The 20,908-nt window shown below is 65.7% G+C and carries 15 protein-coding genes; 9 read left to right on the top strand and 6 right to left on the bottom strand.

Annotated elements, in window-relative coordinates:
• Positions 1 to 4: 4 nt before the first annotated feature.
• From ACZ9A3_RS08945 to ACZ9A3_RS08935, 3 genes are read right to left on the bottom strand one after another with little or no spacing between them, the layout of a single operon-like run.
• Positions 5 to 1,180 carry an LLM class flavin-dependent oxidoreductase gene (locus tag ACZ9A3_RS08945; protein ID WP_213601489.1) on the bottom strand — a complete coding sequence of 392 codons (1,176 nt, stop codon included), beginning with the start codon at positions 1,178 to 1,180 and terminating at the stop codon, positions 5 to 7.
• Positions 1,181 to 1,189: 9 nt separating this feature from the next.
• The gene (locus ACZ9A3_RS08940; RefSeq protein ID WP_045198608.1) at positions 1,190 to 1,924 is read right to left on the bottom strand and encodes a class II aldolase/adducin family protein; all 735 of its coding nucleotides are present in this window, start codon (positions 1,922 to 1,924) and stop codon (positions 1,190 to 1,192) included.
• Positions 1,925 to 1,936: 12 nt separating this feature from the next.
• On the bottom strand, positions 1,937 to 2,995 hold the full coding sequence (locus tag ACZ9A3_RS08935) for an ABC transporter substrate-binding protein (RefSeq protein WP_093383571.1): 1,059 nt from the start codon (positions 2,993 to 2,995) through the stop codon (positions 1,937 to 1,939).
• A gap of 41 nt (positions 2,996 to 3,036) precedes the next feature.
• Here ACZ9A3_RS08935 and ACZ9A3_RS08930 point away from each other — a divergent pair, with 41 nt between their 5' ends.
• From ACZ9A3_RS08930 to ACZ9A3_RS08890, 9 genes are all read left to right on the top strand, one after another.
• Complete coding sequence (locus tag ACZ9A3_RS08930) at positions 3,037 to 3,309, top strand: hypothetical protein (RefSeq protein ID WP_143013291.1); 273 nt, start codon at positions 3,037 to 3,039, stop codon at positions 3,307 to 3,309.
• Entirely contained in the window at positions 3,306 to 4,523 is a 1,218-nt protein-coding gene (locus tag ACZ9A3_RS08925) for an acyl-CoA dehydrogenase family protein (protein ID WP_093383581.1), read from the top strand. Before ACZ9A3_RS08930 ends, ACZ9A3_RS08925 begins: the two co-directional genes overlap by 4 nt.
• A gap of 31 nt (positions 4,524 to 4,554) precedes the next feature.
• Positions 4,555 to 6,324, top strand: coding sequence for an ABC transporter ATP-binding protein (locus ACZ9A3_RS08920; RefSeq protein ID WP_476252408.1), 1,770 nt, complete (start codon positions 4,555 to 4,557; stop codon positions 6,322 to 6,324).
• The gene (locus ACZ9A3_RS08915) at positions 6,317 to 8,155 is read left to right on the top strand and encodes an ABC transporter ATP-binding protein (protein ID WP_476252407.1); all 1,839 of its coding nucleotides are present in this window, start codon (positions 6,317 to 6,319) and stop codon (positions 8,153 to 8,155) included. Before ACZ9A3_RS08920 ends, ACZ9A3_RS08915 begins: the two co-directional genes overlap by 8 nt.
• A 209-nt stretch (positions 8,156 to 8,364) precedes the next feature.
• Positions 8,365 to 9,519 (top strand): LLM class flavin-dependent oxidoreductase, encoded by a 1,155-nt coding sequence (locus ACZ9A3_RS08910; protein ID WP_045198601.1) that lies wholly within the window; start codon positions 8,365 to 8,367, stop codon positions 9,517 to 9,519.
• A gap of 12 nt (positions 9,520 to 9,531) precedes the next feature.
• Entirely contained in the window at positions 9,532 to 10,572 is a 1,041-nt protein-coding gene (locus ACZ9A3_RS08905) for an ABC transporter substrate-binding protein (RefSeq protein WP_476252406.1), read from the top strand.
• A gap of 30 nt (positions 10,573 to 10,602) precedes the next feature.
• Positions 10,603 to 11,661: an ABC transporter substrate-binding protein gene (locus tag ACZ9A3_RS08900; protein WP_045198597.1), complete on the top strand. Its 1,059-nt coding sequence runs from the start codon at positions 10,603 to 10,605 to the stop codon at positions 11,659 to 11,661.
• Positions 11,662 to 11,894: 233 nt separating this feature from the next.
• Positions 11,895 to 14,138: a TonB-dependent receptor gene (locus ACZ9A3_RS08895; RefSeq protein WP_476252405.1), complete on the top strand. Its 2,244-nt coding sequence runs from the start codon at positions 11,895 to 11,897 to the stop codon at positions 14,136 to 14,138.
• A 37-nt stretch (positions 14,139 to 14,175) separates the two neighbouring features.
• Positions 14,176 to 16,635 (top strand): TonB-dependent receptor plug domain-containing protein, encoded by a 2,460-nt coding sequence (locus ACZ9A3_RS08890; RefSeq protein WP_476252404.1) that lies wholly within the window; start codon positions 14,176 to 14,178, stop codon positions 16,633 to 16,635.
• A gap of 65 nt (positions 16,636 to 16,700) precedes the next feature.
• On the opposite strand, the gene nfuA is transcribed toward ACZ9A3_RS08890, so the two are convergent.
• The 3 genes from nfuA to ACZ9A3_RS08875 form a co-directional block, all read right to left on the bottom strand.
• Complete coding sequence (nfuA, locus tag ACZ9A3_RS08885) at positions 16,701 to 17,285, bottom strand: Fe-S biogenesis protein NfuA (RefSeq protein WP_045198594.1); 585 nt, start codon at positions 17,283 to 17,285, stop codon at positions 16,701 to 16,703.
• A 69-nt stretch (positions 17,286 to 17,354) separates the two neighbouring features.
• Positions 17,355 to 18,377, bottom strand: a complete 1,023-nt coding sequence (locus ACZ9A3_RS08880; RefSeq protein ID WP_093383619.1) for an acyltransferase family protein — start codon at positions 18,375 to 18,377, stop codon at positions 17,355 to 17,357.
• A gap of 112 nt (positions 18,378 to 18,489) precedes the next feature.
• Positions 18,490 to 20,790 (bottom strand): fatty acid cis/trans isomerase, encoded by a 2,301-nt coding sequence (locus ACZ9A3_RS08875; protein WP_476252403.1) that lies wholly within the window; start codon positions 20,788 to 20,790, stop codon positions 18,490 to 18,492.
• Positions 20,791 to 20,908: the final 118 nt, after the last annotated feature.

The following is a 20,908-nucleotide window of genomic DNA, read 5'->3' as shown; positions in this document are numbered from 1 at the left end:
CTCCTTAAGCCGGTTCGGCAACCGTGCGCGCACTCAGGTGCGCAATGTCGAAACCGTGGTCCAGGTCGAGCAAGGGGAACAGCAGGTCGGCGACCCGGTGGGCTTCATCAATCAGCGGGAAGCCCGAGAGGATGAACGCCGAGGTGCCCTGGGCCTCGTACTCGCGAATCCGTTCGGCCACCTGCTCGGCGCTGCCGACCAGGTAGGTACCGGCCGCTGGGCCGAGAATGTTGAAACCGAACAGGCTCGGGCCGGTCCAGACGTTGGGATAGATCTCAAGCTCCCGCGCGGTGGGCAGGCGGCCGTCGCGAATGCTCTGCACATTGCGCTGGATCTGCGGGTTGTCACTGCTGAAGGTCTCCAGGCTCTGCCCGGGCGGCAACTGGCGTTCGATGGCGGCGCGGGCGGTGGCCAGCGAAGTCTGCTGCAGCAGTTTTTCGGCGTGGGCCCAGGCCTCTTCCTCGGTTTCGCGCACGATGATCTGCAGGCGCGTGCCAAAGGTCAGTTCGCGGCCGATCTTCGCCGCCTCTGCCGCTACCCGGCGGAACTTGTCGCCAAGCTTTGGCGGGGTGTCGGCAAAACTCAAGTAAACGTCCAGCAGTTGCACCGAATGAGCCACGCCCGGGCCCGAGGTGCCGGCGCCCCACAGCGGCACGCTGGCGCGTTTTGGCGGGTGCCAGCCGCCCAGCGGGTGACGTGCCGCCGCAGCCGGGCGCGGCGCCAGCTTGACGTACTGACCGTCAAAGCCTGCGGTTTCGCCGGCATAAATACTCTGGAACGCGCGCCAGTATTCCAGGCTGAACTGGTAGCGCTCGTCGTGCGGGTAATGCACGCCGAGAGTGGCCAGGCCGGCGTCGCTGCCGTTGACCACGTTGAACAACAGGCGGCCGTTGGAGAACTCGTCAAAAGTCAGCGCCCACTTGGCCAGCACCGCCGGCGACAGCTCGCCCGGATGCTGGGCCACCAGAAAACGCAGGCGCTCGGTGGCGTCGATCAGCGCGGCGGCCACTGCCAGGCTTTCGTTGGGGCTTGAACCCAGCAGCGAGCCGTAGTAACCCAGGCGATCGCTGGCCACCGCCAGTTGCTTGAGGTGGGCGAAATCGGTTTTCCAGCGCCCCTGGGCTTCCCACGGATAGGGGCCATCGGGGCTGGTCAGGTACCAGAGAATTTTCACTGCCATGGTCTTTCCTCAGGCGCGAATGCGGTCGGTGGCGGGAATCAGGCCCAGCTCGCTGGCCTTGTCGATCAGCCTGCTCATCTTCCATTGCTGGGTGAGCACGCCCGGGCCGAAGGGCCGCGAGCCGCCGATGGCTTCGGCCAGCAGTTGCAGTTGCGCGCCCTCCTCCAGCAGCACGATGAACTCGGCAGTGGCGCGCAGGCCCTGCTGGCCCCACACCGTGGCGCCACCGTTGGCTTCAAGGATGGCCGGGGTGAAGGGGTTCTCGGCCAGGCGTTCGAGGATGAAATCGACCTCGTCCTGGCGCCGGTCGATGTAGGTCGGCAGCTCGCGGGCCAGCTGGAAGCGCTGCACCGGCACGTAGTTGAACGGCAAGGTGCGCTGGGTCTGGGCCCAGGCGCCGAGGTACGGCGAGTGCACATGCGACACCGTGGTGATCTGCGCCTGCTCGCGGAACAGTTTGGCGTAACGGCCCAGGCCACCCTTGCCCTGGCCATGCACCAGGTTGCCGGCCAGGTCGCTGACCGTGGCCTGCAGCGGTTTGCGGTACTCCCACGGCCCCGGGTAGTTGACCGACACCAGCAGCTCGCGCCCCGGTACCCGTTCGATAAAGCCGACGGTGCCGTTGGCGGTGATGGTGTTGGTTTCGCGGAACACGGTGAAGGCCTGCCCGGCCTCGTCGAGCACCTGCTCGATGAAGGTTTGCAGCTCGGCGTCGATCAGGTGCTCGGTGGTCAGTACGGTCATGGCAATGCTCCTTTAAGCGCGGGCGCGGCGTTCAGCCAGCAGTTGCTGGGCGGCTTGCAGTGGACGCGGGTCGACCCAGTCGGCCAGGGCAAAATCGGCTTCGAGAAAGCCGTGCAGGTTGAGGAAGGTTTTCTGGATGTCGAGGTACGCCAGGCGTTCGGCCGAAAGGTCCGGGGCCAGGGTGGTATGAAAGTCGCCGCGGTAGGCTTGATCGACGCCTTCGGCACCGGCGCGGGTTTCGTCCTGGAGGATGCGCAGCAGGCCGTCGCGGTTGTCGCGGGCCCAGTCGGCGGCGCGCAGGGTCTGGGCAAGAAAGCGCACCACCAGCTCGAAGTGATCGTCGAGCAGGCTCTGGTGCACGGTGATCGGCCGTGGCGTGCCGTTGTTGATGCGATAGCGTGGGTCTGTGATCTGGTCCAGGTCAATGCCCACCACCAGGCCCAGGCGCCGGGCGGCATCGGCGGCGGCAGCGCCCTTGACGTAGACCGCATCGACCTCGCCGCGCACCAGGTAATCCAGGCCCGACCACAGGCGTTGCAGGCCCTGCTGCGGGGTCGGTGCATCGTCCTGGGACTGCAGCGCCACCTCCACCAGCTGGACATCATCGAAGCTCAGCCCGGCCAGGCTCAGCGCGCCCTTGTAGCCGTGCAGGCTCATGGCCCGGGCGATGCTGCCGGGGCGGTTGGCGCCCCAGGCCGGTAGCGCCAGGCGCTTGCCCTTGAGGTCGGCGGCGCTGCGAATGCCCGAATCCGGGCGCACCAGGATGGTCTGCCATTCCTCGATCCAGGTCAGGCCGATCAGCCGGCTCGGTGCACCGGCGGCGCGGGCGGCCAACGCCGGCACGTTACCGCCCTCGCGAAACAGCCCGGGCAGTTGGTGATCGTAGTGGTGATGACCCAGTTGCCGGACTTCCTGCAGGGTTTCTACCGGCAGGCCGTCGGCGGCGAATTCTTCCGTGAGCCAGCCCAGGGTGTAGGCGATGCCGGAAGCGGTCGGCACCGGGCAGCGGGTGAACCAGAGTTGCTCAAGCGTGGTTGCGCTGGGCAGTGGCAAGGTGGCGGCGATTGTCATGGGCATGCTCCATCAAGCGGATCGAATCGGCCAGGTGGCCTGTGCCTGAGCTATTGCAGCGCCCGTGCCAACTCGGCAAAGCCCTGATTTCATTGGGCTTTGCCCCTTGCCGCAAGGCCCGACTGCTGATCTGCCAGCAGTCGGGCCGCAAGCCTGCTGCTGCCAGAGCAACAATCACCGGCTTACTGCTGCCCCAGCAACACCCGGCACCGGCAAAAACGCCGCAAGCCCTGCCCCACGGGGCTTTGCCGCCACTGGCACAGAACCTGCTCAAGGCCCTGGGTACCTGTTCATTCAAGGAAGCCCTATCGTGAGTACCCTGCCCCATCGCCTGCACAGCCCCGCCCAGGCCATCGCCGCGGCCCATGAAATTGCCGAGCAAATCGCCGCCCTCGCCGCCGACCCGTTGCTCAACCGCGAACTGCCCCGGCGCCAGGCGCAGTTGCTGTCCGACAGTGGCATCACCGCCATCGGCGTACCGACAGCGCTCGGCGGCCTGGGCGCGTCGGTCGAGACCATCGTCGAGACCGTGCGGATCATCTCCCGCGCCGACGGCGGCGTCGGCCAGTTGCTGCAGATTCACAACGTGATGCTGCGCGGCGTGCTCAGCGGCTACCCGGATGCCGTGCGCGACCGGCTGATCGCCGATGTACTGGCCGGCAAGCGCCTGGGCAATGCCCTGGCCGAGGTCGGCGGCAAGAACAAGTTCGCCCTCAAGACCCGGGTCGAGCGCCGCGCCGATGGCAAGCTGATCCTCAACGGCAGCAAGTTCTACTCCACCGGCGCCTACCTGGCCGAGTGGATCTCGCTGACCGCCGCCAGCGATGACGGCGGCGCCGGCGTGCTGCTGCAGCGCGACACGCCCGGCCTGACCCTGGTCGATGACTGGGACGCCTTCGGCCAGAACAACTCGGTCAGCGGCACGGTAATCTTCGACAACATCGAGCTGGACGAGCGCTACGTGCTGCGCCGCCAGGGCCCGATGAAGCGCACCGGCCTGACCTTCCCGCAGATCCTTCACGCCGCCATCGACACCGGTATCGCCGCCGGCGCCCTGCAGGCCGGCATCGACTACCTCAACCAGCACGCCCGGCCGTGGGTCGAGAGCGAGGTGGAACGGGCCAGCGACGAGCCGCACATCATTCGCCAGATCGGCGAGTACGCGGTGGCCCTGCGCGCCGCCGAATCACTGCTGCGCGACGCCGCGCGAACCTTCGACGCCCACGAGCAGGACCCGGACAACAAGGCCCTGCAAGACGAGCTGATCCTTTCGGTGGCCAGCGCCCGCGCCCATTCCGATGGCGCTGCGCTGAAGATCTCCAGCGACATCTTCTCGCTGCTCGGCGCCAGCTCATCCTTGAGCAAGTGGAACCTCGACCGTTTCTGGCGCAACGCCCGGGTGCACACCACCCACGACCCGATCCGCTGGCGCCTGCACCACGTCGGCAACTACTACCTCAACGGCATCGACCCCGGCGAATACACCGCCATCCTCAATGCCAAGCAAAAGGCCGGCGCCAACCGCTGAGCACACACTTTCCTCCTGCCGCGAGTCCTTCATGAGCCCTCGACACCCGCTGCTGCGCAGCCTGGCGATCTACGGTGAAATGCCCTGGCGTTTCGCCCTGGTCGCCGGGCTGTTCGTTTCCATCAACCTTGGCCTGGTCTGGCAGCAATGGCTGATCGGCCACGCCCTCAACGAGGTCAGCGCCGGCACGGCGGTGCAGCGCCTGGCCGATGGCAACCTCGACGGTCAGCGCGCCTGGGGCTGGTTCTGGCTGATCCTCGGCGTGGCCCTGGGCCGCGCGCTGCTGCAGTACGCCGCCGCCATCGGCTCGCTGATCCTTGGCCAGGCGCTGCTCACGCGCCTGCGCGAGCGCCTGCTGGAGCAGGTGCTGCGCCTGCATCTGGGTTATCACTGGCAGCACGGCATGGGCGAGATGGTCACCCGCACCACCCGCGATGCCGACAAGGTCCGCGATGCACTGGTGAGCTTCTGGCGCCAGCTGGTCGAAACGCCACTGGTGATACTCGCCACCGTCGGCCTGCTGGCCTGGTACCACCCGTGGCTGGCGTTCGGGCCGCTGCTGCTGACGGTGATCGGCGTGTGGATATTCGTAGTGCAGACCGAGCGCCTGGTCAGCCTCGACCGCGCGGTCGGCGCCGCCTACGACCGGGTCAACCAGGACCTCGCTGAAGGCATTGGCGCGGTACGGGTGATCAAGTCGTTCGGCCTGCAAGCCCAGCGCATCGACGGCTTCGAGCGTCAGGTCCTGCAGTTCAGCAGCCTGGCACGCCAGGCCCTGGCCTACGCCAGTTCGCGGATTCCACTGCCGCAAGCGGTGGTGGCGCTGGGGCATGTGTGGATACTGGTGGTGGGCGCGCAATTGGTCGCCGCCGGCCGGATCGGCATTGGCGAACTGGTCACGTCGCTGCTGATCGCCACCACCCTGGTGTTTCGCATCGAAGGCATCGGCCGGGTGATGCAGACCTTCGCCGACGCCCGCGCCTCGGCCGGGCGGATCTGGCAGTTGCTGGATGCGCCGGCGGCGATTGTCGGCGGCAGTCAGCGCCTGCCCGAGGGGCCGCTGGGGCTGAGGCTTGAAGACGTCAGTGTCGCCGCCCCTGGCGGTGGCCAGGCGATCCTGCGTCACTGCTCGTTCGAGCTGGCCCCCGGTGAAACCGTCGCCCTGGTTGGCGCCACCGGCACCGGCAAAAGCCTGCTGGCCAGCCTGTTGCCACGCCTGAGCGATGTTGCCCAGGGCCGTGTGCTGCTCGGCAACGCGCAGTCCGGTTGGCAGGACATTCGCGACCTGGAGCTGAGCGACCTGCGCCGACGCGTGCATGTGCTGCCTCAGGAGAGTTTTCTGTTTGCCGACAGCCTGGCCGCCAACCTGCGCCTGAGTGCGCCCGACGCCAGCGACCCGCAACTGCTCCAGGCCCTGCACCAGGCCGCCGCCGACGATATCCTCGAACGCCTGCCCGCAGGCCTCGACAGCCCGCTCGGCGATCGCGGCGTGACCCTCTCCGGCGGCCAGCGCCAGCGCTTGTGCCTGGCCCGGGCCTTGCTCGCGGCGCCGGCCATTCTCTGCCTGGACGATGCCACCAGCGCCCTGGATGCGCTGAGCGAAGGCCGGGTGCTGGACAACCTGCGCCAGCAGGCAAGCGCCACCACCCTGCTGCTGATCGCCAGCAAAGTTTCCACCGTGCAACGCGCCGACCGCGTGCTGCTGCTCGACCACGGCGCCATCGCCGACAGCGGCACCCACGCGCAACTGCTGCAGCGCAACCCGACTTACCGTGACCTGCTGGGGATCGACCATGGCTAAGCCACTGCCGGGCAACGCCCTGAGCGATATCGAGATCGAAGAGCTGCTGGCAAAAAAAGCCCTCGATCGCAGCATGTTCCAGCGCCTGCTGCCGTTGTTGCGGCCTGTGCGCAAACAGATCGCCTGGGTCATCGGCCTGGAGCTGCTGCTGGTGTTTACCGTGTTCCTGCGACCCTGGTTCGTTCGTGAACTGCTCGACCGCGGTCTGATCCACGACGGCAATCGCTGGCTGCTCGAGCAACCGCTGGTGATGTGGCTGGGGCTGGGCCTGGCGGCCAGTTGGCTGGGGCGCTTTGTGCTGGCCGGGGTATCGCAGTATATCGCCGGCAGCGCGGCGATCCAGGTGCTCAACCAATTGCGGGTGCGGGTGTTTGCCCACGTCCAGGCCTTGAGCGTCGGTTACTTCGACCGCACCCGCGCCGGGCGTATCATTTCCCGCGCCGACCGCGATGTCGATGCCCTGGAGCCGCTGCTGATCCAGGGCCCGCCGGAACTGCTCGGCGCCCTGCTGCGCTGCAGCCTGGCGGCGGTGATGCTGTGGCTGATCGAGCCGCTGTTCTTCTTCAGCCTGATCGGCAGCGTGCCGCTGCTGCTGGCGGCGACCTGGGCGTTCAAGCGCATCGCCCAGCGCAACTGGGCCAAGGTCGCCGAACAGCGCAGCCGCTTCACCGCGCACCTGGTCGAGAGCGTCAGCGGCGTGCGCCTGCTACAGCAGACCGGCCAGCAGGCGCCGAACCTTAAGCGTTACACACAACTGCTGCACGACTTCAACGAAGCGCTGATCATCGGCAGCCTGCGCTCGGGCTGGTTCGCGCCCTTTACCGCGCTGCTCAGCGCCGCCGGCATGGCGGTGCTGGTGCTGGTCGGCGGCTACAGCCTGGCCAAGGGCACGGTCACGGTCGGCCAGGTCGGCGAAAGCCTGTTCTACGTGATGCTGTTCCTTGGGCCATTGCAAGAACTGACCGACCTGTTCGAACGCTATGCCACCGGTTCCGCCTCGGCTCAGCGGATCTTCCTGTTGCTCGACACCGCGCCGCAGATTGTCGACCCGGTTGCCCCGGTGGACTTGCCCGCGGCACGCGGCGAGGTGCATTTTCAGCAGGTGCGCTTTGCCTATTTGCCGCAACCCACCCGGCCGGTGATCAACGGCCTCGACCTGCGCATCAATGCCGGTGAAGTGCTGGCGATTGTCGGCCCGTCCGGGCATGGCAAGAGCACCCTGGTGCAGTTGCTCACACGCTTCTACGAAGTTGATCACGGCGCGGTGACCCTCGATGGCGTCGATATTCGCCAGCTCAGCCAGCAACAGTTGCGCCGCCACGTTGGCGTGGTACTGCAGGACAACGTGCTGTTCAACGGTAGCATCCTCGACAACCTGCGCCTGGCCGCGCCGCATGCCGATGACGACACGCTGATTGACGCGGTGCGCGAGCTGGGCGCCGACGAGGTGCTGGAGCGCCTGGCGCATCGCTATGACACCCAGGTCGGGCCGCTGGGCAGCCACCTCAGCCAGGGCCAGCGCCAGCTGGTGTGCCTGGTGCGCGCCTACCTGGCGGACCCGGCGGTGCTGGTGCTCGACGAGGCCACCTCGGCGGTCGATGTGCACACCGAGCGGCGCATCCAGCGGGCGCTTCGGCGCCTGTGCGAGGGGCGCACGGCGATCATCATCGCCCACCGCCTGGCGACCATTCGCGATGCCGACCGCATCGTGCTGATTCGCGAGGGCAAGCTGGTCGAGCAAGGGCCGCATCAGCAGTTGCTGGCCAAGGGTGGCGATTATGCGGCGTTGTATCGGCGCTATAAGCACGGTGCCGAGTTACAGGTTGGTTGAGGCCTTTCGCGGGTCAAGTCGGAGCGCCGCACCGCCGCTCCCACAAGGTCAATGCTTGACCCGCGATGCTTTGTGCTGCAACCGCCGCAGCCACTGCTGACCGGTTGCTGCCCTGGCAACACCCCTGCCGCCAACCCCCAATGATTACGGGCCCGCGCGGCGTGGCATGGGCGTTGCACCGCTGTCTCTACCTTCATCGAGGAACAGCCATGAGCACCGAATTCTTCTGGCGTCTGCCCCTGGGCACCGACGGCCCGCAACTGAGCACCGACAAGCACAACCGCGGCAGTTTCAGCCGCAGCCCCGGGCATATCGCTCCCGGCCTGTTGCAGGACGGCAGCGCCGATGGTTTCACCTACATCGACTACATCGCCCAGGTGGCCAAGGCCGCAGAACTTGCAGGCTTTGAAGGCGCGCTGCTGCCCACCGGCCCCGAGCCGTGGATCGCCGCCGCGGCCCTGGCCCGGGAAACCCGCCGCCTGCGCTTTCTGATCGCTTTCCAGGCCACCTGGACCCTGCCCGCCTACGCCGCGCAGCAGGCGGCAATCCTCCAGCACCTGAGCCACGGGCGCCTGGACTGGAACATCATCACCGGCGGCAACCCGGCCAGCCAGCGCGCCCAGGGCGACTTTCTCGACCACGACCAGCGCTACAAGCGTACCGGCGAGTTCCTCGACATCATCCAGGGTTTGTGGAGCAACGAGCGCTTCTCTTACGACGGCGACATCTACCGCCTGGAAAACGGCGCACTGCCGCCGCACCTGGGTAACGAACGCAAGCCGGGGGTGTACTTCTCCGGCTTCTCCGAGCCGGCGCTGGAAGTCGCCGCCCGCCACGCCGACGTGTACCTGAACTGGGCCGAGCCGGTTGAGCAGCTCAAGCCGCACATCGAGCGGGTACGCGAGCTTGCCGACAAGCAAGGGCGCACGGTGCGCTTCGGCCTGCGCGTCGACCTGTTCGCGCGTGAAACCGAAGACGCCGCCTGGCGCGACCTGCGCCGCCAGTTCGACAAGCTCGAAGGCAAGCCCAGCGCCGTCTCCACGGCCTTCACCAGCGCCAGCGACTCGGTGGGTGGCGCGCGGCAAACCGCCTATCACCAGAACATCCAGCGCTTCGACGACCTGATCATCGGCGCCAACCTCTGGGCCGGTTTTGCCAAGGCCAAGCCTGGTCCGACCGTGGGCCTGGTGGGCAGCCACGAGAACATCGCCGAACGCCTGGCCGAATACCGCGACGCCGGTTTCTCGACCTTCATCCTGGCCGGCAACCCGCACCTGGAAGAAGCCTTGCGCATCGGCCAGGAGGTGCTGCCGCTGGTGCGCCAGGCGCCGCTGGCCAGCCTGCCGCTGACCGCCAGCGCCTGACCGGAGCCCGATATGAGCACACCCCTCGATACCCTCTGGTACACCCGCTGCCCGGTGCCCACGGGCCTGGGCATTGCCGTTCAGCAAGGCTGGCTGCAGGACAGCCTGCACACGCTTGGCACCCAGGTGCTGTCGATTCGCGAGGCCGACGATGCTGCGGTGCGCGAGTCGCACTTCGATCACAGCCTGCGCCATTCAGTGCGTCATGGCGGCAGCATTCCAGCAATCTGGGCCCGCGCCCAGGGCCGCGAGACGCGCCTGATCGGGCTGTCCTGGGCCGATGAGGCGCAGTTGATCCTGACCCGCGCCGACAGCGCCATTCACAGCATCAGGCAACTGGCCGGCAAGCGCTTCGGCCTGCCCGACCGCGCCCGCGCGCAAATCGACTTCACCCGCGCCCAGGCCCTGCGCGGGCTGGAGAACGCGCTGAAACTCGAGGGCTTGCAGGTCGGCGACTTGCAGCTGGTCAACTACCGCTACGACAGCGGTTTCAGTGACAGCCCGCTGCGCGTTGTTGCCGGCAGCAGCGTGGCCAGCAGTGACGAGGCGCGCAACCTGGAGCTGATCGGCCTGCTGCGCGGTGAAGTCGATGCGATCTTTCTCAAGGGCGCCAGCGCCGTGCAGCAGGCCCATGATTTCGGTCTGCGCACATTACTGGACATCGGCGCCCACCCCGATCCGCTGATGCGCAGCAACAACGGCACGCCGCGCACCCTGACGGTCGACCAGGCGCTGCTCGACCAGCACCTGCCGGTGGCCACCCAAGTGCTCGACAGCGTCCTGCGCGCCGAAGCCTGGGCCCATCAGCACCCAGAGCAGACCCGCCGCTACCTGGCGCTGGAAACCAACAGCAGCGAGTACTGGGTCAGCCGCGCCTACGGCGAAGACGCGCACCTGCGCTTGCGCACCGCCCTCGACGAACAGGCCATCGCCGCACTGCAGGACTTCGTGACCTTCCTGCGGCGCTGGCGCTTTATCCGCACGGCGTTCGATGTACGCCAATGGATCGACCGCCGCCCCATGGACGGGCTGCATACCGCACTGGCCGGCTAACCGGCCACCTGACAAGGACTAGAACCGACAATGAGCACACCCCTCGATACCCTCTGGTACACCCACAGCCCGGTGCCCACCGGCCTTGGCATCGCCGTGCAAAGCGGGCGCCTGGCCGAAGCCTTCCAGCCGCTGGGCACCTCGATCCAGTCGCTGCGCGAATCGAGCGAGCGCGAAGTGCGCGAAGCCCATTACGACCATCACCTGCGCAACTCGGTGCGCCACGGCGGCAACATCCCGGCGATCTGGGCCTACGCCAGCGGCGTGCAGACCCGCGTGCTGGGCCTGAGCTGGGCCGATGAAGTGCAGTTGATCCTGACCACCGAAGACAGCGGCGTACGCACCGTGCGCGACCTCAAGAACCGCCGCTTCGGCCTGCCGAAATGGGCCAACGTGCAGATCGACTTCACCCGCGCCCAGGCCCTGCGCGGGCTGGAGAACGCGCTGAAGCTCGAAGGCCTGAACGTCGCCGATGTCGAGCTGGTCGACTACCCCTACGGCGGCACCCACAGCGATGAACAGGTCACCCATGTGCATGGCGCGGCGGTGACCCTCGGCGTCAACCGCGTCAGCCGCCGCAACAACGAGCTGATCGGCCTGCTGCGCGGCGATATCGACGCGATCTTTTTAAAGGGCGCCACGGCCCTGCAACTGGCCCACGAATTCGGCCTGCGGGTAGTGATCGACACCGGCTCCCACCCTGATCCGCTGATTCGCGCCAACAACGGCACGCCGCGGACCCTGACCGTGGACATCAACCTGCTGGAGCAGCACTTCGGTGCCTGCAAGCGCATCGTTGATGTGCTGCTGCGGACCGAGCAGTGGGCCTGGGCCAATGCCGATGAAACCCGGCGCTATCTTGCCCGCGAGCTGAACACCAGCGAGTACTGGGTGGCAGCGGCCTATGGCGAGGACGCCCACCGGCGCTTGCGCACCACCCTCGATGGCCGCTCGATCGAGGCGTTGCAGGACTTCACCGATTTTCTCCATCGCTGGGACTTTATACCGCGGCGTTTCGATGTGCGTGAGTGGATTGATTTCAGTGTGCTGGAGGCGGTGATCGGCTCTACTTCGCGGGTGGCTACCTGATCGCGGGGCAAGTCGGGTCGCCGCACCGCCGCACACCCTGTAGGAGCGGAGGTGCGGCGCCCCGACTTGCCCCGCGATTGCTGCCCCAGCAACAGGCATTCCACACCCCCCTGCTGAATAACTAGCAGCCACCGCTAAAAAACTCAATAAAATCCTTTAAATACAACAAGATACAAACATGGCACAAACCCTGCTCTATCCCCTTCAACTGCACATTCGGGGAGACCAGCAGCATGCACACACTTAACCCAATCGCCAAAGGCATCGGCCTGAGCATCCTGCTGGCCAGCCAGTCGGAGCTGCTCAGGGCCGAAGACAACACCAGCACTACACCGGCGCTGAAAACCGTTACGGTCACCGCCCAGCACCGCGAAGAAACCCTGCAGGAAGTGCCGGTGGCGGTCACCGCAGTGCAAGGCAGCAGCATCACCGCCGACGGCGTGCGCGCCATGGGCGATATCACCACCTTCATCCCCAACGCCTCGGCGAAGAACCCCGACGGCGATGGTCGCCCGCGCTGGTACATTCGCGGCCTGGGCACCGGCGACACCGGCGCCGCCACCGTCTACCCGGTGGGTATCTACGCCGACGACGTCTACCTCAATGCCCCGGTGGCCGGCGGCGGCCCGTTGTTCGACCTTGAGCGCATCGAGATCCTGCGCGGCCCGCAAGGCACCCTGTATGGCAAGAACACCACCGCAGGCGCGGTGAACATCATCTCCAAGAAGCCGGGCTTCGACACCGACGGCTTCGGCACCCTCGGCTTTGGCAGCAAGAACGAGCGAATCCTCAGTGGCGCTATCGGCGGCGCCCTGGTCGATGAGCGCCTGGCAGCAAGGGTGTCGCTGTACTCCGAAGAGCGCGATGGCTTCACCCACAACCTGAGCAACGACCAGACCTACGGCGACGTCAACAAGAAGGCCGTGCGTGTGCAGTTCCTGGCCAGGCTCAACCCTGACCTTCAAGCGCTGTGGAAGGTCCACGGCCGCCAGTTCAAGGGCGATGGCAGCAGCGGTTCGCTGACGCTGGGGCGCTACTACAACGTCGGCTACCAGCGCCCGGAAGGCCGGCGCATCGAGCTGAACGTCGATGAAGATGCCAAGCTCGACCACAACGGCACCTCGCTGACCCTGAACTGGGACATCGGCGACTACAAGCTGACCTCGATCACCGCCTACGACTACATCCGCAACCAGCAACTCAGCGACGCCGACTACACCCCCTATGAAGTCAACGGCGCCGCCGACAGCGACAACCGTTACGACCAGTACTCCCAGGAATTTCGCCTGGCCTCGCCGCAACAGGAAACCCTGCGCTGGATGCTCGGCGCCCACTACTTCCACGAAACCCTCGACAGCAGCGCCTTGCGCACCGTCACCCCGGGGCCTACGCCCAACGGCACCGGTTCCAACCAGACCGGCGGCACGGTGGATTTTCGTGACCTGAGCTACACCCACAAAACCGACAGCTACGCGCTGTTCGGCAACCTCGCCTACGACCTGAGCGACAACCTGACCGTTACCGGTGGCCTGCGCTGGACCACCGAGAAAAAGGACATCGACCTTGACCTGGTGCAATTGACCCGCGCCACTGCCAACGGCCCGCTGATCCCGCTGACCGCCAGCGGCAGCAACGGCTCTCAGGAAGAGGCCAAGCGCTGGGACGCCTGGACTTACGACCTGACCCCCGAGTACCGCATCAACGACAACCTGCGGGTGTTCTTCCGTTATGCCCATGGTTTTCGTTCCGGCGGTTTCAACACCGGTCTATCCACCAGCCTTGCGCAGTTGACCACGGTCGATCCGGAAGAGCTGGACGCCTACGAGCTGGGCCTGAAGTCTGAATGGCTCGACCACCGCCTGACAGTCAACGCCAACCTGTTCTACTACGACTACCAGGACATCCAGGTCAACCTGCTGACGGTCAACAACGGCATCCTCACCACCGCGCTGACCAACGGCGCCAAGGGCAAGGTCAAGGGCGCCGAGCTTGAGCTCGAAGGCCAGCCGACCGACTACCTGCACCTGCGCGCGGCGCTGTCGTTCCTCGACACCGAGTACACCGACTTCAAGAACACCAACCCCACCACCGGCGCGGTGACCGCCGACTACAGCGGCAACAGCTTCGTGCGCTCGCCGCGTTACGTGGTGTCGCTGGGCGGCGACTACACCATCCTGCTGGAAGTCGGCGGCAAGCTGGTGGCCGGTGCCGATGTCAGCTTCCGTGACCGCGAGTACTTTCTGGCCGACCGCCAGAGCAGCGCCGACCAGCCGCTCAACCAGGCGCACTACACCCTGGCCAACAGCCGCCTGACCTGGTTCAGCCCGGATGAAAAGCTCAGCGTCACCGGTTTCGTCAATAACCTCACCGACCGCCGCTACCAGGTTCACGGCCGCCCCAACGGCACCGCCGGCCAGTACGTGATCACCTATGGCGACCCGCGCACCGTGGGCCTGAGTGTCACCAGCCGGTTCTGATCGCTGCATCCTTTCTGCCTTACAGGAGTCTGTTCCCATGTTCCGACCTACCTCCTTGGCTGGCGCCATCGCGCTGGTCATCGGCGGCTTCGGCGCGCCCGGCGTTTACGCCCAGGCGCCGGGCGCCAGCGACAGCAAGCTCGACACCGTGGTGGTGGTCGGCACCCGCCGCAGTGATGTCACCGCCCTGCAGAGCGCCGCCCCGGTGGATGTGCTCAGCGCCGAGCAGTTGCAGGAAACCGGCGCCCAGGATTTGTCCGGGGCGCTCACCGCGCTGTCGCCTTCGTTCAGCTTCCCGCAGTCGCCGCAAGGCGCCTTTGCCGGCTCCATCGCCCAGGGCGCCTCGTTGCGCGGCCTGGCCTCCGACCAGGTCTTGGTGCTGGTCAACGGCAAGCGCCGCCACAGCAGCGCCAACGTCACCCGCCAGGGCCTGGCCAACGGCCGCGGCGCGGCGGCGGTGGACTTGAGCCTGATCCCGTTGAGCGCCATCTCACGGGTGGAGATCCTGCGTGACGGCGCCGCCGCCCAGTACGGCTCGGATGCCATCGCCGGGGTGATCAACATCGTGCTCAAAGAGAACGACGCCGGTGGCAACCTCGGCAATCGCTTCGGCGGCTACGCCAAGGGCGACGGCCTGCAGCGCAAGCTCAGCGGCTGGAAAGGCCTGGCGCTGCCCAACGATGGCTTTCTCAACCTGAGTTTCGATGCCGGCAGCCAGGACCCGGCCAGCGACACCCGCCCGGACAACCGGATCTTTTACCCAGGCTCGACCAACATCAACAGCGAGCGCGAACAGAACAACCGCTACCGCACCTGGAACTGGGGCTCGGGCAATGTCTCGGACCAGTACAACCTGGTGGCCAACAGCGAGCTGGGCATCGGCGACGGCCTGAGCGCCTACGGCTTTGCCACCTACGCGCACAAGAACACCGACGCCGAAGGCTTCTTCGACCCGCCGACCACCCTGCGCAACAACTACGCCAGCGTGGCCCTGCAGCGCTATCCGGACGGGCGCCTGCCGATCACCCGCTACAACCTCGAAGACTACGCCGTAACGGGTGGCCTGCGTTACGAAGACGAACACCTGGGCAAGTTCGACCTGGCCGCCAACTACGGCAACGACACGCTCAAATCCACCGACCGCAATGCCATCAACCCCAGCTGGGGCAACGCCAGCCCGGATAAAATCTACACCGGCGAGCGCGAGAACGAGCAGACCAACCTGACCCTGGACTGGGTCCGCGACTTCCCCACCGACCTGCTGGCCAGGCCGCTGACCCTGTCGGCGGGCCTGGCCTGGCGCAAGGAGCACTACAGCCTGAGTGCCGGCGAAGCGGCCGGCTGGCAGAACGGGCCGCTGTTCAACACCCTCGACCCGCTCACTGGCCGGCGCATTCCCGGTTACTACGCTGGCATCACCCAGGTCGATGCCGCCTCGCTTGAGCGCAAGGTGCTCGGTGCCTATGTCGATGTTGAAGGGCAGATCACCGACAAGTTCCAGGCCGGGGTGGCGGTGCGTTCCGAGCACTATTCGGACTTTGGCGACACCACCAACGGCAAGCTGTCGCTGCGCTACGACTTCACCCCGCAGATTGCCGCGCGCGGCAGCATCAGCTCCGGCTACCGCGCGCCGTCGCTGGTGCAGAGCGGCCTTTCGTCGTTCAGTGTGCAGGTAGTCGAGCAGCCTTCGGGCAGCGGCAACTGGGTCGAGGTGCAGCAGCGCACCCTGCGCGCCGACAGCCCGGAAGCGGCCTTGCTGGGTGGCCGGGCGTTGAAGCCGGAAGAGTCCACCAACCTGTCGCTGGGGCTGGTCTGGCGGCCACTGAGCAATGCCTCAGTGACCCTCGACGCTTACCGCATCGATATCGACAACCGCATCACCCTCTCCGACCAGCTGCCGGGCAACGTGGTCGGGCCGATCTTTGCCGGCACGCCCTACGCCAACATCCAGAGCGCGGCGTTCTACACCAACATCGCCGACACCCGCACCGACGGCGTCGAGCTGGCCGGGCAGTACCAGTGGGACTTGCAGCAGTTTGGCCGGCTCAACCTCAACGCAGGCTTTGCCAAGACCCGCACGCGGATCACCGAGCTGCGCGATGTCGGCGGCATCAGCGGCGAGCAGATCGTCGGCCGCGCCACCCAAGGCCTGATCGAACACGGCACGCCGGAAGACAAACTGACCTTGAGCGCCAACTGGCTGTACGAGAACTGGGGCGTGACCCTGACCCAGCGCCGCTATGGCGAGTGGCAGAGCCTGAACAGCAGCAACCCGGACCTGGACCAGACCTTCAGCGCGCAGTGGATCACCGACCTGGACCTGAGCTACAGCTTCGACCAGGGGCTGAAATTATCGGTGGGCGCGATCAACCTGTTCGACAGCCATCCGGACAAGCTTGATGGGCCGCAGTTGTATGGGGTGCCGAAGTATTCGATTACCTCGCCGGAGGGGGCGCAGGGAGCGTTTTACTATGCGAGTGTCAGTTATGACTTTTGAGGCTTGAAAACCATCGCGGGTCAAGCCCGCTCCCACAAGAAGCGTGCTTGACCCGTGATCAGACTTTAGTAGTAAGCGTTTTCTTTCTGACTGTGGTCAGTCACATCACGCACACCCTTGAGCTCGGGAATGCGCTCGAGCAAGGTCCGCTCGATGCCTTCCTTCAAGGTCACGTCGGCCTGGCCGCAGCCCTGGCAACCACCACCGAACTGCAGCACGGCGATGCCGTCCTCGACCACTTCGATCAGGCTGACCTGGCCGCCGTGGCTGGCCAGCCCCGGGTTGATCTCGGTCTGCAGGTAGTAGTTGATGCGCTCGTTGACCGGGCTGTCTTCGTTGACCATCGGCACCTTGGCGTTCGGCGCCTTGATGGTCAGCTGGCCGCCCATGCGGTCGGTAGCGTAGTCGACCACGGCATCCTCAAGAAACGGAATGCTGACCGCGTCAAGGTAGGCAGTGAAGGTCTTCAGACCTACCGCCTCGTCTTCCGGCTTCTCCTCGCCCGGCTTGCAGTAGGCAATGCAGGTTTCAGCGTAGGTGGTGCCCGGTTGGGTAATGAAAATGCGAATGCCAATACCCGGGGTGTTCTGCTTTTCCAGCAGATCGGCCAGGTAATCATGCGCGGCGTCGGTAATAGTTATGGCGCTCATGGAAGTTCCTCACAGACTTGCCGGCAGTTTACGCCAACCTGGCCGCCGAACAAAGTCCTAGTAATTCTGTCAGGAAAGGGTTACCGCCACTGGCGTGCCGCGCCGGGCCTCGAACCAGGCGCTCATGCGCCGGTACAAACGCTTTTCCAGCAGCAGGTAACTGGCCCACGACAGCCCGGCGATCAACGGTACGCACAGGGCAAATACCGCATACGGGCTGAGGTTCAGGCGCTCGCTTGCAAACCAGCCGGCATACAGCACCAGCACGTGGATCAGGTACACCGAGTACGAGCAATCGCCCAGCGCCTTGAGCAGGCGGTTGCCCTTGAAGTACGGCTCCAGGGCAATGCAGGCGAAAACAATCAACGCGCTCGGCACGCCCCAGTGCAGCAAGCGCATCGAGGCATCCAGGTGATAGATCGCCAGCCCCGCCGCCGCCAGGATCGCCAGCGGCAGCCACAGGCCCTGGGCGATCCAGCCGCGCCGGTAGAGCACGCCGATGCCGATACCGAGCAAAAATTCATAGACGATATTGTTACGGTAGAAGTGATTGAGCAGCCCGGCGCGGGTCAGCACCTCGCTGACCAGCAGCAATGCTAACGCCACCAGCAATAGCCGGTGTTGCTGGCGGACCACGAACACCAGCGAGAACAGCAGGTAGAAGAACATCTCGTAGTTCAGGGTCCAGCCGACATTGAGGGTCGGGTACTGGCCGTAACCGCCGGGGTTCTCGGCCGGAATGAACAGCAACGACAAGAGAAAATGCTCAAGGTCGATGGCCTGGTGCGGCATCCACTGGCTGGCGGCGACCAGCAGCAAGGCCATCAGTGCGGTGTAGAACCAGTAGGCCGGCACGATGCGCAGCGCCCGGTTGAGCAGAAAGCGCCGGGCCGGCATGGCCTTGTCGCGGGTCGAGAGGTAGATCACCAGACCGCTGATGACGAAGAACACATCCACGCCCACGGCGCCGCGGTCAGTCAAGAACTGTCCAATCGGGCCACTGGCATGGAAGTCGAAGAAAATCTGCATGAAGTGATGGCAAACCACCACCCAGGCGGCAAGTGCCCTTAAAGCCTGAAGCGAATACAGCATCCGGTTACCTGCGTCTCAAGTCCCACTCAAGCCCCGGCCGGAACCGGGGCCGCATGAGAGCTCGGACCACAGGTTGCCGGGAAAGGTCAGGCGACCTTCCCGGCGGTCATGCTTACAGGTTCTCGTAGCGGTTCATGTCGAGCACCCCCGACTCCACCGCGTCGGTCTCCTTGATGTAGCTGTCGAGGTCGTGGAAGTACTGCCAGAACTGCGGATGGCTGCGGCGCACACCCCAGCGCATGACGATGCGCTCGAACCTGGCGGTGTCGTCGCGAGCCGCTTCCAGGTCTTCGACGAACTCCGGCACATCGCTGGCCGGAACGTTGAACATGAAGTTGGGGTAGCTGCTGAGCACGCCCGGCACCAGGGTCAGGGTGTCCAGGCCCGGCTGGTAGCGGTAGGCCTCGCCGAGCATGAAGGCGACGTTGCTGTGCGCGCGGTTGCGCAACAGGCTGTAGACCTGGCGCTGGCCGCCCTGCCCTTCGATGCGCAGCATGGTCGCTTCAGGCAACTGATTGATCACCTTAAGGCCCGCCGCCGGGCGCGAGACCAGGCGGCTCAGCGACTGCTCGACATCACGGAACTCCTCGCTCATTTGCGGCCGCGAGCAATAGGCGCCCTGGCAGCGGTTGATCGGGTCGGGCGCGGCGTTGAGGCTGCCGGTGCGCTGGATCAGCTTGAGACCGAAGTCACGCTTGGGGTCGCGCTTGTCGAGTTTCAGTGCGCTCGGGGTGTCGGTGTCGATGTCCTCATAGTCCATCCACATCTTCACCTTGCCGCCGTTCTGGTACCAGTCGCTGAGGATCGCGCCACGGGCATCGGCCGGCATCAGGCGCAGGAAGTTGACCTCAGCGCCATTGCGGATCAGGTCGAAGTACAGCCGCGTCTGCGCCTGGTGCGAGACGTTGCCATAGACATCGAAGTTGACCGCCAGCTGGTAGTAGGTGCGTTCGAACAGCGGGTAATCGAACAGCCAGATGGTTTTTGGCACGTCACCGATCAGGCCCTTGCTCACCGAGGCGCTGTCAAAGTGACGGAAGATGGTCAGCAGCGCGTTGTCGTTGCCGGCCCAGAGGGTCGACCAGCTCGGCGGCGGCACTTCGGCATAGGCCTCGCGGCGCAGCTTTTCGTACTCGTTGCGCTTGTCGCGGTAGGCATGCCAGAGGGTCAGGATGCTGCCGACGTCGTCGATCTGCCCGGGCATCGCCAGCAGCGGCGTGGCCTGGCCGCGGTACTCGGCATCGGTCAGGTAACGGTCGTGGGCCGGCTCCTGGAACAGCGTCCAGAAATTATCGCGGATCACGTCGGTGGCAATCTGGCCTCGGCACACCGGGCCGCGGATGAAGGTGCGCACGAAGTATTCGGCGTTATCCAGCATGAACTGGTAACGGGCCACCGCCGGGATCGCTTCGAAGGTCTCGAACGGGTTGGCGCGATGACGCGGGCCGTAGCCAGGCAGCGCATTGGCGTGCCAGTCGCCGCTGTAGAACAGCTGCTTGACGCGCTTGAGCTTCTGCGGGCCCATCGGGTAGGTGATGTGGGTTTTATGCACGATCACGCCCTGCACCGGCATCAGCCGGTAATAGAAGTCGGTGCCCGGCGGGTCGTTGGGCCGGCGCGTGGCGATCAGGTCGATCGGCTGGCCGCTTGGGGTGCGCGAACGTACCCACTGGAAGAAATGCCCCTGCTCGCCGCCAACAAAGTGGATGTGGGCAAGGAACAGGTGCTCGTACAGCCAGCGCCCGACCAGCGCTTCGGTCGAACCGGGGCGGTTGAGCAACGCTTCCCAGTCGGCAATTTGCGCGGCCTCCCTGGCGCTCGGCTGGATCGGCTCGTGCTCCACCGGCGCACCGGCCGCCAGCCAGCGCTGCAGGGTCTGGTACTGGGCATCGGTGAGGCCGTTAACTGCCAGCGGCATGCCCTCTTTCGGGTGCGCGCCGGCATAGGCGTCGAACTCCCCGGGCAATGGGCACATGTTGTTGCGGTTCAGGCCCAGGACAATCTCCTCGGGCAACTTGGCGTTGGGCGTCAGCGGGGTCTTGTGCCCAAGCTCGAGCATGCGCGCCATCAGCGCGGCCTGGCTGCCCTGGTTGTCGAGCACCGAGTAAAAGCCCTTGCGCTGCCAGCCTTCGGTGCTGGTGGCATCGTAGAACAAGCGCGTCGGCGCGACCGCCTTGCTGCGCTCGCCCTGGTACACCGGCACCTTGGAGGCACCGCGCGAGGCGCCCTCGGCACTGCCCAGGTTGAGCTGGCAGGCCGCGTCGTTGCAGGCGTGGCAGGCCACGCATTTCTCGGTGAAGATCGGTTGGATGTCCCGGGTATACGAAATAGCCGAGCTTGATTGAGGGGCTTGCCCCAACGCCACGCCGCTGATGAACAGAGCGAAAGCGCCGGCAAGAAAGCGATGCACCATGTGCCGAATGTCCTGGGTATTGATAGCTTCACGATTCTACCGGTGCTGGCGGCGTGCCAACATGAATGAAATTCATGTAAATCTTCAACACGTCTAAAAACCGCGCAGCTTTGTTATT

Source organism: Pseudomonas sp. TE4620 (assembly GCF_056279045.1).
This window is presented reverse-complemented; position numbering and strand designations above follow the sequence as displayed.